Annotated in this window: 17 protein-coding genes; 8 read left to right on the forward strand and 9 right to left on the reverse strand. The window is 43.2% G+C overall.

Annotated elements, in window-relative coordinates; all coding sequences use genetic code 11:
- Nucleotides 1-3: 3 nt before the first annotated feature.
- The 3 genes from ACP69X_RS03225 to pta form a co-directional block, all read right to left on the reverse strand.
- Nucleotides 4-675 carry an RraA family protein gene (locus ACP69X_RS03225; protein WP_305960526.1) on the reverse strand — a complete coding sequence of 224 codons (672 nt, stop codon included), beginning with the start codon at nt 673-675 and terminating at the stop codon, nt 4-6.
- A gap of 150 nt (nt 676-825) precedes the next feature.
- Nucleotides 826-1677 (reverse strand): MurR/RpiR family transcriptional regulator, encoded by an 852-nt coding sequence (locus ACP69X_RS03230; protein WP_338527943.1) that lies wholly within the window; start codon nt 1675-1677, stop codon nt 826-828.
- A 129-nt stretch (nt 1678-1806) separates the two neighbouring features.
- Nucleotides 1807-2778, reverse strand: coding sequence for a phosphate acetyltransferase (gene pta / locus ACP69X_RS03235; protein ID WP_024423792.1), 972 nt, complete (start codon nt 2776-2778; stop codon nt 1807-1809).
- A 240-nt stretch (nt 2779-3018) separates the two neighbouring features.
- Between pta and hemQ the strand changes: the two genes are divergently transcribed.
- Nucleotides 3019-3789, forward strand: a complete 771-nt coding sequence (gene hemQ / locus ACP69X_RS03240; RefSeq protein WP_426052415.1) for a hydrogen peroxide-dependent heme synthase — start codon at nt 3019-3021, stop codon at nt 3787-3789.
- Between the two features lie 67 nt (nt 3790-3856).
- A complete protein-coding gene (locus ACP69X_RS03245) occupies nt 3857-5017 on the forward strand; it encodes an MFS transporter (protein ID WP_073978839.1) in 1161 nt (386 codons plus the stop codon).
- 14 nt (nt 5018-5031) lie between these two features.
- Here the strand turns inward: ACP69X_RS03245 and ACP69X_RS03250 are convergent, their stop codons facing one another.
- Complete coding sequence (locus ACP69X_RS03250; RefSeq protein WP_041087746.1) at nt 5032-5511, reverse strand: Lrp/AsnC family transcriptional regulator; 480 nt, start codon at nt 5509-5511, stop codon at nt 5032-5034.
- 145 nt (nt 5512-5656) lie between these two features.
- Here ACP69X_RS03250 and ACP69X_RS03255 point away from each other — a divergent pair, with 145 nt between their 5' ends.
- From ACP69X_RS03255 to ACP69X_RS03280, 6 genes are all read left to right on the forward strand, one after another.
- Nucleotides 5657-6889 carry an MFS transporter gene (locus ACP69X_RS03255; RefSeq protein ID WP_426052416.1) on the forward strand — a complete coding sequence of 411 codons (1233 nt, stop codon included), beginning with the start codon at nt 5657-5659 and terminating at the stop codon, nt 6887-6889.
- Between the two features lie 150 nt (nt 6890-7039).
- Nucleotides 7040-7642: a bacilysin biosynthesis protein BacA gene (locus tag ACP69X_RS03260; protein ID WP_024423797.1), complete on the forward strand. Its 603-nt coding sequence runs from the start codon at nt 7040-7042 to the stop codon at nt 7640-7642.
- Nucleotides 7643-7644: 2 nt separating this feature from the next.
- Nucleotides 7645-8352, forward strand: a complete 708-nt coding sequence (locus ACP69X_RS03265; protein ID WP_039182276.1) for a cupin domain-containing protein — start codon at nt 7645-7647, stop codon at nt 8350-8352.
- Nucleotides 8349-9110 (forward strand): glucose 1-dehydrogenase, encoded by a 762-nt coding sequence (locus ACP69X_RS03270; protein WP_058838507.1) that lies wholly within the window; start codon nt 8349-8351, stop codon nt 9108-9110. The genes ACP69X_RS03265 and ACP69X_RS03270 overlap by 4 nt, the downstream gene beginning before the upstream one ends.
- A gap of 15 nt (nt 9111-9125) precedes the next feature.
- Nucleotides 9126-10547, forward strand: coding sequence for an ATP-grasp domain-containing protein (locus tag ACP69X_RS03275; protein ID WP_058838506.1), 1422 nt, complete (start codon nt 9126-9128; stop codon nt 10545-10547).
- 17 nt (nt 10548-10564) lie between these two features.
- On the forward strand, nt 10565-11758 hold the full coding sequence (locus tag ACP69X_RS03280; protein WP_426052417.1) for an aminotransferase class I/II-fold pyridoxal phosphate-dependent enzyme: 1194 nt from the start codon (nt 10565-10567) through the stop codon (nt 11756-11758).
- Nucleotides 11759-11971: 213 nt separating this feature from the next.
- Here ACP69X_RS03280 and ACP69X_RS03285 read toward each other — a convergent pair whose 3' ends face one another.
- The 5 genes from ACP69X_RS03285 to ACP69X_RS03305 form a co-directional block, all read right to left on the reverse strand.
- Nucleotides 11972-12763, reverse strand: coding sequence for an SDR family oxidoreductase (locus ACP69X_RS03285; protein WP_323133067.1), 792 nt, complete (start codon nt 12761-12763; stop codon nt 11972-11974).
- A gap of 104 nt (nt 12764-12867) precedes the next feature.
- Nucleotides 12868-13323, reverse strand: a complete 456-nt coding sequence (locus tag ACP69X_RS03290; protein ID WP_058838504.1) for a dTDP-4-dehydrorhamnose 3,5-epimerase family protein — start codon at nt 13321-13323, stop codon at nt 12868-12870.
- Complete coding sequence (gene rfbD, locus ACP69X_RS03295) at nt 13316-14170, reverse strand: dTDP-4-dehydrorhamnose reductase (RefSeq protein WP_041087734.1); 855 nt, start codon at nt 14168-14170, stop codon at nt 13316-13318. Before rfbD ends, ACP69X_RS03290 begins: the two co-directional genes overlap by 8 nt.
- Nucleotides 14171-14173: 3 nt before the next feature.
- Nucleotides 14174-15139, reverse strand: a complete 966-nt coding sequence (gene rfbB, locus ACP69X_RS03300) for a dTDP-glucose 4,6-dehydratase (RefSeq protein ID WP_251180961.1) — start codon at nt 15137-15139, stop codon at nt 14174-14176.
- Nucleotides 15136-15876: a sugar phosphate nucleotidyltransferase gene (locus ACP69X_RS03305; RefSeq protein ID WP_058838502.1), complete on the reverse strand. Its 741-nt coding sequence runs from the start codon at nt 15874-15876 to the stop codon at nt 15136-15138. The genes rfbB and ACP69X_RS03305 overlap by 4 nt, the downstream gene beginning before the upstream one ends.
- Nucleotides 15877-15878: the final 2 nt, after the last annotated feature.

The raw sequence follows: 15878 nt of genomic DNA on the forward strand, positions 1-15878 counted from the left end.
CCCCTATTCCTGAAATTTTTTCAATTTGCCTGCCAGCCATGCCGGTGCTAAGAGACTGATGTCTTGCTTTCCTTCGTCCATATATTGTTGAATTGTTTTTAATCTCTGATTTTCATACGCTTGTTTCTCTTCCGCTAGTGTCAGCAGGTGTTCCGCCTTTTCCTTTGGAACGATGACGACTCCATCATCGTCAGCAATGACTAAATCACCTGGTGCTACTTTGACACCGCCGCACGAGATGGTTTGATTCAATTCCCCAGGACCATCTTTAAAAGGTCCGTTTGGCATAAACCCCTTACTGTATATTGGAAAAGCCAGCTCCTCTAAAGAGAGTTTGTCGCGAACAAGCCCGTCAATCACGATTCCTTCTATTCCTACAGCCTTTGCTGAATGTGCCATCAATTCCCCTAAATATGCATGACCTTTATGGTCTTTTCCATCAACAATCAGTACATCTCCTTCTTTAGCAGAGTAGATCGCTTGATGAAGAAATAAATTATCCCCTGGCCGTAAGCTAACGGTAAAAGCTGTCCCTACTATATTCATGCCTCTTGCAACAGGTTTAATTTGATGATCCATCGCTCCGGTGCATCCCATCACGTCTGACAGCAAGGTCGAGTTAAGCTTTCTTGCTCGATCTATTAGATCATTTGACACGAATTGAACAGTACTCATTGTTTCCATCATCCCCTTTGAGTTATATTCATTACATTTAATTTTATTAAAGTAATATATATTACTTTCGTGACACGATCATACCATCTCGATTTCATTTAGTAAAGCGCTTTCAAAAAAATTAAATGAAAAAAATGAGTCACCACACGACTAATGTGTTGTGTGATAACTCATTTTCGTTAACATATGATTAATTTGATCTAAACGTGGTTTTGTCCTTTCAGGGTCATTAATGGCTAAGGCACTTAAAATATAATCTACGATAAAGATAGCAGATACGACAGAGTTATGAGAGCCCACACTTGCTGAGGAACATGGTAATACATATTGTGCATACTTAGTTAGTGGAGAGCTGTAGCTGTCTGTAATTAAAAGCACTTCCACCCCATATGACTTCGCTGCCTCCAGCAAGTCCTTTATACGCTTTGCATAGCGAGGATAGCTGACCGCTATAATGAAATCATCAGCTTGAAAATGAACGAGATCATCCACCCAGTCGCTTTTGTCCGCATCAATATATTGACAGTTCCCCAATAGCCGATTGATTCCAAATGACAGATACTCGCCAACAGGTCTTCCACTTCGTACACTTGTACACAGAACCTGGCGGGAGCTGGCTATTTTTTCAACAATATGCTGAAAGGTTTCTTCCGTGATATTGTCTAAAGCATACTGGATATTTTGAAATTGCAGCTCTACATGGTTATGCAGAAGCTTACTTTTGTTTGAATGCTTGAGGTTCGCTTCAAGTCTCGTTTGAGGGGCAGCTTTATGCTTCATGTTTGATTGAAGCTCTTTTTGAAGCTCAGAGAAACCGGAATACCCTACAGCAGCAGAGAATCTCATGATGGTAGCTGTACTCGTCCCAACTTTTGAAGCCAATTTATCTACAGTTAAAAACGCGACCTCCATCGGATTGTGCACGATATAATCTGCAATTCTCCTTTGTGCCTCTGTTAATCCCGCGACCTTATGCTGAAGCTTATGTATGAAATCGTCCATTATAGCACCTGCCTATTCTATCGGCTTTATTTACGATCAAATTTTTCTTTTCCCCCTATATTGTACACATTTGTCATCAAAAAAACAGCCAGCACGAATCTATCGTACTGGCTGTCTTTGTCGAGATCATTATAGTGCTTGAGCTGCTGTGATAAGCGCAAGGTTGTAAACGTCTTCGGCATTACAGCCTCTTGAAAGATCGTTTACTGGTTGGTTTAAGCCTTGCAGGATTGGACCTACAGCTTCAAAATTACCTAAACGCTGTGCAATTTTGTAGCCAATGTTTCCAGCTTCGAGGCTAGGGAAAACAAATACGCTGGCATCGCCTTTGATGACGGAATCTGGCGCTTTTTTCGCTGCTACTGAAGGAACGAAAGCTGCATCAAATTGGAATTCTCCATCAAGTACAAGCTCAGGTGCCTTTTCTTTTGCAATGCGAACTGCTTCAGATACTTTTTCTGTTTCGTCTGATTTTGCTGAGCCTTTTGTAGAGAAGCTAAGCATTGCCACACGTGGTTCGATATCAAACATTTTTGCTGTGTTTGCACTTTCAATCGCAATTTCAGCTAGATCTTGGCTGTCTGGAGCAATGTTGATTGCACAATCAGCAAACACGTACTGCTCTTCGCCGCGAGCCATGATGAAGACGCCAGATGTTTTCTTTACGCCTTCTTTTGTTTTAATGATTTGAAGTGCTGGACGCACTGTGTCAGCGGTTGAGTGTGCCGCACCGCTCACAAGTCCGTCTGCAAGACCTTTATACACAAGCATTGTACCGAAGTAGTTTTCATCTAGTAATGCTTTTCTTGCTTGCTCTTCAGTTGCTTTGCCTTTACGTCTTTCTACGAAAGCTTGTACAAGCTCTTCAAAACCTTCATATGTATGAGGATCATACACGTCAACACCATCAAGTGTAAGACCTAATTCTTTTGCTTTTGCTTCAACTTCTTGTTTTTTACCTACCACAATTGGCTGCAATACTTTGCCATCTGCTAGTTTTTGAACGGCTGTTAGAATGCGTTCGTCCATTCCCTCAGGAAAAACGATCTTTACTCCTTTACCTGCAACCTTTTCCTGAACTGTTGAAAAAATATCTGCCACTACAATACCCTCCTTGATTTTACAAAAAAAGCGTTCTCTTTTAAGCATACTCTTCTTCTACCTAAATTCAAACTACCAACTTATATTATAGCGCTTACAAATTAAATTCTTATTTTTCAAACTAATTTAATCAATTTTGATAAAAGCTGTTTTCTTCGTTCAAGTTTTGATCACATCTCCATTTGGACAAACTATGTTATAGTTGGAACAGATGGAAAACTGTTAATAGGAGTGAAAGAAATGAGCGAACAACATACAACAAATGAAGCAGCTCAAACACTAGATGGCTGGTATGCGCTGCATGATTTTAGAACGATCGACTGGACAGCTTGGAAGCTGCTGACAAGTGATGAGCGCCAAGCCATTATTCATGAGTTCACAGGTCTATTGGAAAAATGGAAAACAGCTGAGCAAGATAAAGCTGGAAGCCAAACAATCTATAGTATTGTCGGCCAAAAAGCAGATATTATGCTCATGATTTTACGTCCGACAATGGAAGAACTAGGTGAAATTGAACTTGAATTCAACAAAACACGACTAGCAGAATTTACGATTCCGGCTTATTCGTATGTTTCAGTTGTTGAGCTCAGCAACTACTTAGCAGGAGGCGGCGATGGCGGCGATCCTTACGAGAACCCGCATGTACGTGCGCGCCTATATCCAGAGCTTCCTTCTTCTCAATACGTGTGCTTCTATCCAATGGATAAAAGACGTTCTGGCAATGACAACTGGTACATGCTTTCCATGGATGATCGTAAATCTCTTATGAGAAGCCATGGCTTAATTGGCAGAAGCTATGCTGGAAAAGTAAAACAGATCATTACAGGTTCTGTTGGTTTTGATGATTATGAGTGGGGCGTTACCCTTTTCTCTGATGATGTGCTTCAATTTAAAAAATTGGTTTATGAAATGCGCTTTGATGAAGTCAGTGCACGCTACGGCGAATTCGGTTCCTTCTTTGTTGGAAACCGTTTAGCAAACGAGCAGCTGGCGTCTTATTTCCATGTATGATAAACTCTTAAGGCTTCGGATCTCTCCGAAGCTTTTTTATGTATTTGTTTAGAAAGGTGATCACATCATGAAACGCTTCCCCATTGCTATTTTTGCATTAACACTCGGTGCGTTTTCGATTGGCATGACTGAATTTGTCATCATGGGACTTTTGCCAAATGTCGCAAACGATCTTCATGTATCAATTTCTGCTTCAGGACAGCTGATTACTGGATACGCACTTGGTGTCGCAGTTGGCGGACCTATATTAACGTTATCGACTGGGAAAATGTCGAGAAAACGTCTCCTCATTCTGTTAATGATTCTTTTCGTGGCGGGAAATGCTGCTGCCGCTGCCTCGACCTCTTATGGTCTATTAATGGCAGCCCGTATCTTAACGTCATTTGCTCATGGAACGTTCTTTGGCGTCGGAGCTATTATGGCTGCACGGCTTGTGCCTAAAGAGAAAAGCGCAAGTGCGATCAGCTTCATGTTTACAGGACTGACAGTAGCCAATGTACTCGGTGTGCCGTTCGGTACCTTTATCGGAAATCAATTCGGCTGGCGTATGTCTTTTTTAGTCATTGCCGTCATTGGTCTCATTTCCTTAATCGGTATCATCAGCTTAGTTCCGAATCAATCAAAGGAAGAAATATTAGATATTCGAAATGAAGTATCCGTCTTGAAAAAACCACAGGTACTCGTTTCCTTTGCGATGACCATCTTTGGTTTTGCTGGTGTATTTACAGCATTTACGTATATCAGCCCAATCCTGCTGCAAGTCACTGGCTTTCAGGAAAATGGGGTAACGCTCATCCTTGTCCTATTTGGACTTGGGGTCACCATCGGGAATTTAGTTGGCGGAAAGCTTGCTGACTGGAAGCTGATGCCGAGTATTATGGTGACACTGATCCTACTCATTGCTGTCCTGTTATTGTTTACAGTCACTTCCGAATTCAAAGTGCCTGCCGTGCTGACCATTTTTGTTTGGGGAATCATTTCATTTATTCTTGTTCCTACCTTGCAATACCGCACGATGAACATGGCACATGAAGCACCGACACTCGCATCGACGCTCAGCCATTCTGCCTTTAATATTGGGAATGCCGGCGGTGCAGCGCTTGGCGGTCTTGCTATCGACATCACACATTTACAGCTTGTTCCGTTATTTGCTGCAGCTGTGACATTTATTGGCCTTATCATTACGTTTATGAGCTATCAGTCAGATAAACGAATAAAAAGGACCTGACATAGGTCCTTTTTTTATTTCACCACGGTCATTTCTGGCTCTTCTATTTGTTTCAAGCGTTCTTGAATGGGATGAGAAAAAGAGTGCTCTGACAAGACAATATGGGAGACGGTTTTTGTGAATCCAGACACTTCTTGAATAAAGGCTTCAATTTCTTCAAGAGAAGAAACTGACAGCTTAATGAAAAAGCAAGACTGTCCTGCCACTCGATAAGCAAAAAAAGCGCGTGGGTGCTCGTTCATAAAAGCCACAAAACGCTGATACTCCCCATTTAACACCGTAACTTCCAGCAGGCAGTCAATCAGAAGACCTAATTTTTTATAATTGACCTGAACAGAATACCCTTCGATAATCCCTGCGTCCTCTAATTTACGCACTCTTTCTGCTACAGCAGGTGCTGATAAATTCACTCGTTTAGACAATTCCCTCATGGATAAGCGGGCATCTTCTCTCAATTCATTTAAAATATGCACATCTACATCGGTGATTTTCATTCGTACCTCTCCTATCCAAAAATCGTTCCATTTGAAAAGTATTTGATGATAATACTTATGATGCGAAATGTAAAATAAAACTAAATAATGGTAGAATTTATTTTAACGGAATTGAATGAAAAAGCAAGTATGGAGGGATCACTTGATGAAAGAATCTTTAGACAGCCAGGTTTCTAAAACATTTCCCATCACACTTGCCATCGCACTCACACTTGGCGTTTTTGCGGCGGGATCGGAGGAACTGGTGATTTCACCACTGCTGCCCGATTTATCAAACTCCTTTCAGCACTCTCTTGATGTTCTCGCTCTTTCCATCAGCATTTATGGGTTAGCTGTGCTGGTTGGAGCTCCGCTTCTTGTTCCTTTAGGGGACCGGTATTCAAGAGAGTTGTGTTTGATTATTGGGCTGTCTTTCTTTTTGATTGGCACTGTGATGTGTGCTGCTGCCCCAAATTTGGCCGTGTTTTTTGCCGGCCGTGCTATTTCTGGGCTGGCGACTGGTGTATTTGTGCCAACAGCCTATGCTCTTGTGGGCGACCGGGTTCCATATGAATATCGCGGCAAAGTGATGGGACTCATTGTATCGAGCTGGTCTCTTTCTCTTGTCCTTGGTGTGCCCATTGGCGCTTTTATCGGTCAAAGTTTGAACTGGCGCTGGACATTTTGGATTTTCGCCATGATGAGTCTCGTTGTCCTGCTGCTCGTCATCCTTGAATCTCGAAAACAAGTCGCCACAGCTCATCCGAAGGCACCTCAAGCTAGGGAGAAATCAGGTTCTTTATGGGGGGCTTTGAAAATCGACCGTGTCCCTGCCTATTTGACCGTGACATTTTGTAACATGCTTGGATTTTATGGCATGTACTCATTTTTAGGAGCTTACCTGCAAAGTTTGTTTTCCGGAGGGCAATCAACAGCTGGACTTCTGATCATGGCTTATGGCGTTGGTTTTTCCATGAGTATATTTACCGGGAAATTAGCAGATTGGTTTGGCAAAACACGGTCTCTTTTCTTTGTGCTGGGCGGGATTGCGCTCGTTCTTGCCTTACTTCCTTATGCACCGTTCTCATGGACATTGCTCATTTTCGCTTTATTTATTTGGGGTGCCATGCAAAGTTTATCCGTCACGCTTTTGAGCACCGTCCTGAGCGACTGCTCCCAAACCCACCGAGGCAAAGTGATGGCTTTTTACAGCCTTGCTTCCAATCTAGCCGTTATGCTTGGGTCCGCTTTGATGGGACCTGTTTATGTCCATTTCGGCTATCATACGGTAGGACTTGTATGTGCACTCATTACGCTCGTTGGTTTTCTCATTAGCTTCATCAGCTATAAACGTGAAAAAACCTTACAGCAGAAACATAAAAATACCTTTGAAACGTGAGCTCATTTCACTGCACATCTCGATATGTGCAGTTTTTTAGATCAATTTTTAATATCATCATAAAATACATTTTTTTATAAATTTTGTTGACAATTACCAATTTTATTTTTTATAATCTAGTAAAAATTTGAAAAAGATTGGATGGTAAACATGATCTTAAAGAATGATGTTTTTCATTTCAAAGAAGAGCCCATCGTTTCACCTAAGATGTTTACAGTCAATACATTAGGCCCTAAGGGGACAAGCAGTGAATATGCAGCAAAACATTTCATCTCTCATTCCACCACTACACTCGGCACTCATACGAAACTATCCCTTTACGACACATTCGAAACTTGCATTGAACATACTCTCTCTAACGCACTCCAATACACTCTCGTTCCACACGCATACGAAGGAATCAAACATTTCTACATGAGACCTGACCTGCAGCTTTTACAAATATTCAGATGTGACACGCCCATGTATGGTTTGGCTGTCAGACCAGATTTCCCCTTTCAAGAACAAATGCTTCATCATTTAAAAATTGTTTCTCATCCTGCACCTGTGAATTTGATTCAATATTTTATCCATCAAAATGCTGAATTTGAGCTTGTCAATTCCACAAGTACAGCCGCACAAAAAGTAAGAGACGGCGAATTTGATTTCGCTTTAACCAATGAGGTGGCTAGAGCTACATACGGCCTCACCTTCATTCGAACATTTAAAAGCATTCCTATGAGCTGGTCTATATTCGGAAAAGGAGAGATGTAAACATGACAACTGAACAAAAGGTGCAAGAATTATATTTTCCTCAAGCGAAAAAACGAGAATGGGATAATGGTGTCATCCAATATTCTACTGTCAGAGGCGATACGGAAGTGTTAATTTCATACGTCCCTCCTCACACGATCATCGAACCTCACGAGCATCCGGAAGCACAAATCGGCATCGTATTAAAAGGCGAGCTTCAAATGACGGTCGGCCAATCGACCCAAGTGCTCACCCCATTAGAATCAGCCTATATTGCACCACCATTCGTTCCTCACGGCGCATCGAATTTGACAGATGAAGAAGTGATCGCCATTGATATTAAGAGATTAAAAGATGGCGAGGAATATACGGCTCCTCCTACTTATTTCTTAGACATTTTCAAAACGCGTGATTTGCTTCCTGGCATGGAAGTGACCTTTTTTGTGGAGGACTGGATGGAGCTTATGATTGCCAACATTCCGGGGAATGGCGGGGAAATGCCTTTTCATAAGCACCGTAATGAACAAATTGGGATTTGCATTAGCGGTGGATACGATATGACGATTGAAGGCTTTACAGAGAAGATGGAATTTGGCACGACCTACTTCTGTGATCCAAAAGAAGATCACGGCGCCATTAATCCAAAGCCAGAAGCATCAAAGTCTATTAATCTCTTCTTCCCTCCACGCTATAACCGCTTAAAGCCAAAAGCGTCTAAGGTGAAGAAATGAACATTGCCGGAAAAGTCGTCCTGATTACAGGAGGTGCGTCTGGGATTGGGCTTGCCGCCGTCAAGCTTTTCCTTGAACACGGAGCAAAAGTAGCTGTGGCTGATATCAATGAAGATAGCGGTAAACAACTTGTTGAATCATTGCCTCATGAACATGCTGCGTTTTTCAAAACAGATATTACAAATGAGGCTGACTGTCAAAAAACCGTTCAATCCGTGCTGAACCAATTCGGGACAATTGATGTGTTGATTAACAATGCAGGCATCGAAATTGTCTCACCTATTCACGAGATGACATTGGAGGATTGGAACCACATTCTACAGGTCAACCTGACGGGTGTATTTCTCATGAGTAAGCATACATTGCCGCATATGCTTGAGAAGAAAAGCGGAAGTATTATTAATACTGGATCTGTCGGAGGTCTCGTTGGCTGGCCTGACATTCCTGCATACAACGCAACAAAGGGCGGTGTCATCCAGCTCACCAAATCGATGGCGATTGACTATGCCGCTCATCAAATCAGGGTGAATTGTATCGCCCCAGGCATCATTGATACGCCATTAAATGAAAAATCCTTTTTAGACAATCATTCAGAAAGTCTTGAGGTTGTCAAAAAGGAAAAAGCAAAGGTGAATCCCTTGCTTCGTCTCGGAAAACCTGAAGAAATTGCGGGCGTGATGCTGTTTCTCGCCTCTGATCTATCCAGCTATATGACTGGAAGTGTTGTCACAGCAGATGGCGGATACACCGCTAGATAAAAAGGAGTGCTTTCATTGAGTAAAAAAACCGTACTTGTCATTGCTGACTTAGGAGGGTGCCCGCCCCATATGTTTTATGAAAGCGTGGCGGCACCTTATCATATCGTTTCTTATATCCCGAGACCCTTTGCCATTACAAAGGGACACGCTGAGCTAATAGAAAAATACTCCATTGCCGTCATCAAAGATCGCGATTATTTTGAGACACACCCTTCTTTTGAACACCCTGATTCTATTTACTGGGCACATGATGATTATTTGAAATCAGAGGAAGAGGTGGTGGATGACCTAGTCCGTGTGGCTTCCTTTTTCAAAGCTGATGCCATCACCACCAATAATGAATTATTCATTGCACCAATGGCAAAAGCCGCCGAACGGCTGGGGCTGCGCGGCGCTGGGGTAAAAGCAGCTGAAATGGCGCGTGATAAAAGCCAAATGAGAGCTGCATTCAACGCTGCTGGTGTCAAAGCGGTGAAAACTCAGCCTGTCACCACTTTAGCTGATTTCCAGCAAGCTATTGAACATATCGGGACACCGCTTATTTTAAAGCCTACATATTTAGCAAGCTCGATTGGCGTGACCCTTTTTCATGACAGAGCCGGCAGTGATGATCTCTTTTTAAACGTACAGTCCTATTTGCAAACCATTCCCGTCCCAAACGCTGTGACATATGAAGCACCATTTGTCGCTGAAACGTACTTAGAGGGGGCTTACGAGGATTGGTATCAAGAGGGTGGCTATTCTGATTATGTCAGTGTAGAAGGGTTCGTCGTGGAGGGAGAATATATCCCTTTTGTCATACATGACAAGACCCCTCAAATCGGTTTTACAGAAACGGCTCATATTACTCCCTCGATCCTAGACAATGAAGCACAGCAAATCATCATTGAGGCAGCTAAGAAGGCAAATGAAGGGCTGGGACTTGAAAACTGTGCGACCCATACAGAGATCAAGCTCATGAAAAATCGAGAAACAGGACTGATCGAATCCGCAGCTAGATTTGCTGGCTGGAATATGATTCCGAATATCAAAAAAGTGTTTGGTGTGGATATGGCCAAGCTGCTGATCGATGTATTAGTCGATGGAAAAAAAGCGAATCTGCCAAAAGAGCTGCTTTCTGGACATACGCATTATATAGCAGACTGCCATTTATACCCTCAGCATTTCAAAGAAAGCGGACACATACCGGCAGAGGCCACACATATCACCATTGATCATGTCCATATTCCGCAGGATGCTTTAGTTGGAGATACTGTGATCGTCAGTGAATCCGTCCCATCTAAAGGCACCTTTGTGGATCTCTCTTTATTTGAAGCCTTTAATGGCATCGTGTCGCTTGAATTAAAAGGGTCATCCTCACAGGATGTTGCCGCATCCATCCGCAACTTACAGAAGCAAGCTGCCATTCAGTTAATGGATGAATTAGTGAAGGGATAGAAAGAGAGGGTAATGTGGTGAAGATCTTACCATCTAACGTGATTGAACGGCTGCCAGAACAGAAATTTGGAACCGTCTTTGAGAAAATTGCGCATAAGGCACAAAACGGGGCGAAAATCATCAACCTTGGGCAGGGAAATCCTGATCTTCCGACTCCTGCACATATCGTAAGCGCGCTTCAAGAGGCAGCAGGCACTTTAGAGTTTCAGCAGTATGCACCTTTTAGAGGCTTCGACTTTTTCAAGCAAGCCATTGCAGATTTCTACAAAAAAGAATTCGAGACTGAGATAGACCCACAGAAAGAAGTGGCCCTTTTCAATGGGGGGAAAACAGGCCTTTATGTCATGAGTCAGTGTCTGCTTGACCCAGGGGACATTGCCCTCGTCCCCGATCCAGGATACCCAGAATATCATTCTGGGATCTTGATGGCAGACGCAAAGCCCTACTGCATCAAACTTGAAACGAAAAATGGCTATTTGCCGAATCTCTCTTCAATTGATCCGGAGGTGCTCAAAAAGGCAAAGGTTCTTTTCTTAAATTATCCGAATAACCCAACAGGTGCTGTGGCAAATGATGCATTTTTTGAAGAGGCTGCTGATTTTGCATCAGCTCACGGACTGCATGTCATTCATGATTTTGCCTATGGTTCATTTCATTATGAGCAAAAACCAGTAAGCTTTCTGAATGCTCCTCTTGGAAAAAGTGTAGGAGTAGAATTATATTCTCTATCCAAAACATTTAATATGGCAGGGTGGAGAGTCGCTTTTGCTGTAGGTAATGAGGACATCATCCAAGCCATTAACGCCTTCCAAGATCATGTGTTTGTTAGTATGTATGGCGGATTTCAACAAGCCGCAACCGTCGCCTTGCAAAGTGATGACCGTCACATTCAATCATTAAAAGAGGTCTACCTTGAACGAATTCACTTCTTCATCCGTCAGGCAGAAAAGCAGCTAGGATGGTCCATCGAACGTCCAGCTGGCGCCTTTTATTTATGGGCTCCAATCCCTGATGAGTTTGAACATTCTCATGCATTTGCAGACTATTTACTCGAACATACCGATGTCGTTGTCACGCCCGGGGGGGTGTTTGGAGCACATGGAAAACGTCATGTCCGCATCTCAATGGTTGCTCCAATTGAACAGCTTGCCCTGTTTATCGACCGGCTTCGCATCCTTCCGATTCGCTTTAATCAAAAAACCCGCATCTAGCGGGTTTTTTTGACAAATGGCTAAAATGGGTCTTGATTTTAGCCATTTGTCTTCTTTTCAGCGTGATAGAAAACCTTTGCAGCCCTAGGAAGGACGAGTACCGGAGCGGAGCGAATTTGACATTCGTAAGCACCGGCACGCAGACCTGACACCAAATGCGAGGGTTTATCTACACGCTGGATCAAAAAACCGCATCTAGCGGTTTTTTTGATGCTATATACTTTTCATCGCTCCACCATCGACAGATATTTGTTGTCCTGTAAGATAGGAGGCTTCCTCTGATGCGATAAAAGCGGCCAATGAAGCCATTTCACTCGCTGAGCCCACTCGTTGCATTGGAATTCCTGACGCTACAGCCTGTACAGCTTCTTCCCGCGATAATGCCTGTTTACGTATCATGTTTCCGATAAATTGTTCATACCGATCTGTAGCAATAAATCCCGGGTTTAAACAATTCACTGTGATCCCTGAAGGTGCAAGCTGTGTGGCAGCATTTTTACTAGCATTGATAATCGCTGCATTCATCATGCTGTTCGTAAACATTTGGTCACCAGGTTCCTTCCATAGGTTCCCGACAATTTGAATGATCCGGCCATATTCATGTCGTTTCATCATCGCTGCTGCACGCTTCATCGTATCAATGTACGCAATGGCTTTTTGAGAAAATGCTGCCATCATCTGCTCGCTCTCACACGAATCAAAGGTATCTGGCTTTCCCCCCGGAATGTTATTAATCAACACATCCAGTCTGCCAAACTCTTTTTCTATTTCCTCAAAAGCCTCAGCCCGCACCCCTTCATCTGACATGTCGCCACAGAAAAGAGCCACCGGCTCCTTTGTTTCTGCCATACGCCCAATGTCCTGCTGCGCTTCTTCTAGTGAGGATTGATTTCTAGAATTGATGATGACCTTTACATTGTCTTGAGCGGCAAGCTTAATGGCGATGGCCTTTCCAATCCCTGTACTTGCTCCTGTTACAAATGCAATTCTTTTAGACAAACTCATCCACATCCCTTTTCTTATCAGCTTCGTACATATACATAAAATGACACATATAGAATGTATTTCAACAAAAAAAGACCTTTCTCCTGCGAAAGGCCCCTCGTTCTCTATTTAAATGTCGTTTCCCAATCAAACCCGATCATTTCGTCATTCCAGGCGATTCGCTTTTCATCTGGGTTTTTCGGGTCATACGATTCTGTTGTGAAATACACAATTTGCAGTGGCGTCTCACCTAATACACGGTAGCCATGCGCGACACCCTTTGGTATGAGAAGCAGCATCGGATTGTCTTCCCCCATATAATACACATCGGTTTGCCCCTTTGTGGGAGAGTCCTCACGCAAATCATATAACACGACCTGTGCATGACCTGCGGGGAAGAACCAAACGTCGTCTTGTTTTTCATGATAATGAAAGGCTTTGATCACGCCTGGAAAGCTTTTCGACCATGACGCCTGACCAAAGCGTTTCAGCATCGGTTCATCATCTCGAATGAGCTCTGCAAAAAAGCCGCGGTCATCACAATGTTTCATGAGTTTTTTCGTTTGAACACCATCAATCATGCTGATGCCATCTCCCTTCTTTCTGCAAGTATTCGTGAAGTGCATCCTTCCAATGCCTCGGCTGCCAGCCTGTGGCTTCAATCGCTTGAAGATCTAAGACAGAATAGGCCGGGCGTGGCGTTTGGAAGCCATACTCTTCCGTGGAAATCGGCTCAATTGTGGCGGACAAGCCGCTTTTCATCACAATTTCTGACGCAAAATCAAACCAGGAACAGCTTTCTCGGTTACTGACATGGTACACGCCTGCCTTCTGATCAAACAAATGAATCAGAGCCTCGGCTACATCCTTTGTATAAGTAGGAGACCCTATCTGATCGTTCACAATGCGTAAATGATCCTTCGTTTCAGCAAGCCGAAGAATGGTATTCACAAAATTATGCCCCTCATGTCCGTAAAGCCACGAGGTACGAATGATTTTCACTTCGTCTGATACAAGCTGAATCAATTCCTCACCAAGCTTTTTACTCTTTCCATAAATGGTTTGAGGATCTGCTTGTGCATCGACTTGGTAAGGGGTGTCCGCCTGCCCGTCAAACACATAATCTGTACTGACATGTAACACATCAGCCCCTGCGCGCTTTGCTTCTAATGCTGTATAGTAGGCGCCAATCCCATTCACAAGATACGCCTTTTCGGTTTCTGTTTCACATTGATCAACAGAAGTATAGGCTGCTGCACTGACAACAATATCAGGCTGATAGTGTCTCATCGCATGCCTGACTGCTTGCTGGTCTGCGATATTGAGCATGTTCCTCGTTAAGGCAATGACGGTCATGTCTTTTTCCTTGAGCTGCCTGCTCAATTCTTTCCCTAATTGGCCGCCTGCACCGGTGATTAAAACTTTCATCCGTCACCCTTCTTCGCTCTGATCGTATTTGGCTCGATACCAATTGATCGTTTTTTCGATACCTTCTTCAAATGACGTCTCCTGCGTCCAGCCGAGCTCGCCTTTTAGCTTACTGGCATCAATGGCATACCGTCTGTCATGTCCTTTTCGATCTTGAATAAACGCAATTTGATCATGACTGATTCCGAGCTGCGATAAAATCGTTTTGGTCAAATCGAGATTTGTTTTCTCATTGCCGCCGCCAATATTGTATACCTGCCCCGTTGTGCCATTTTCGAGCACCTGCTTCACAGCTCTCGCATGGTCCTCTACATACAGCCAATCGCGAATTTGCTGGCCGTCTCCATAAATCGGGATGTTCTCTCCATTGACTGCTTTTCTAATAATGGTCGGGATTAATTTTTCCTCATGCTGATACGGTCCGTAATTGTTGCTGCATCGTGTAATCATCGCGGGTAATTGGTGAGTGTGGATATAGGATTTCACAAGCAGGTCTGAACTCGCCTTGCTTGCTGAATAAGGATTATTCGGTGAAAGTGGTGTTTGTTCTGTGAAAGCAGGATCATCTGGCTCCAAATCTCCATATACTTCGTCTGTTGAAATATGAATGAGCTTTTTCGCTTTTCCTTTTAAGACCGCTTCAAGCATACGATACGTTCCGAGGACATTTGTTTGAATAAAAGGCTCTGCTGATTCAATGCTGCGATCAACATGCGATTCTGCCGCAAAATGAATGATGGCATCATAGACTTCGTCAAATGCTTGGTCCAGCTCATGCTGAAGGGTGATATCCCCTTGAATAAAACGAAAATGAGACAACTTTAATAATTCATCCATCTCCTCTGGATGGCTGGCATACGTTAATTTATCAAAAACGGTGAGCCGGACATCAGCATCCTGAAGCAGCAGCTTCACAAAATTCAGTCCGATAAAACCCGCTCCGCCTGTAATTAAATAAGACTTCGTCATTCGGATCCCTCTTTTTTCTTCATCGTTTCAAACATTTTCGCAGATGCTTGGTGGAGAGATTCATGTGTTCCTGCATCAATCCACCACCCTTTTAACATATCATAGGTCAGCTGACTATTTGAGATATACAGATTGTTCACGTCTGTAATCTCTAATTCGCCTCGATCTGACGGTGAGATTCTCTCAATATATTGAAAGACTTCCTGGTCATAAAAATAGATGCCCGTGACGCAGTAAGATGAGCGCGGATACTCCGGCTTTTCCTCTATTGATAAAATTCGTTGGCGCGTGGCATCAATTTCTGCAATACCAAACCGCTTTGGATCTGCCACTTCTTTCAACAAAACCTTGGCTCCTCTTTCTTGCTGCTGAAAGGCTTCAACAAAAGAATTTAGTGAATCCTCAAATACATTATCACCAAGCATCAGCACAAACTTCTCCCCTTCTACAAAGGGCTTTGCATAGGATAAACCGTCTGATATTCCAGACGCTTCAGGCTGTACCTGATATACGATGTTCATCCCCAGTTCCTGATCGCTTTCAAGCAGCTTTTGAAACAGCGGGATTTGTTCTTCTTGTGATATGACCATCACATCTAAAATCCCTGCTTCCTTCAATTTGAACAATGACCAATAAATCATTGGATATGGACCAACCGGCAATAAATGTTTATTGAAAATCTTCGTTAAAGGCGCCAGTCGTGATCCCTTTCCTCCTGCTAAAATAACTCCCTTCACAT

Source organism: Bacillus sp. DC4300-2b2 (assembly GCF_049895685.1).
GTDB classification, from domain to species: Bacteria; Bacillota; Bacilli; order Bacillales; family Bacillaceae; genus Bacillus; species Bacillus safensis.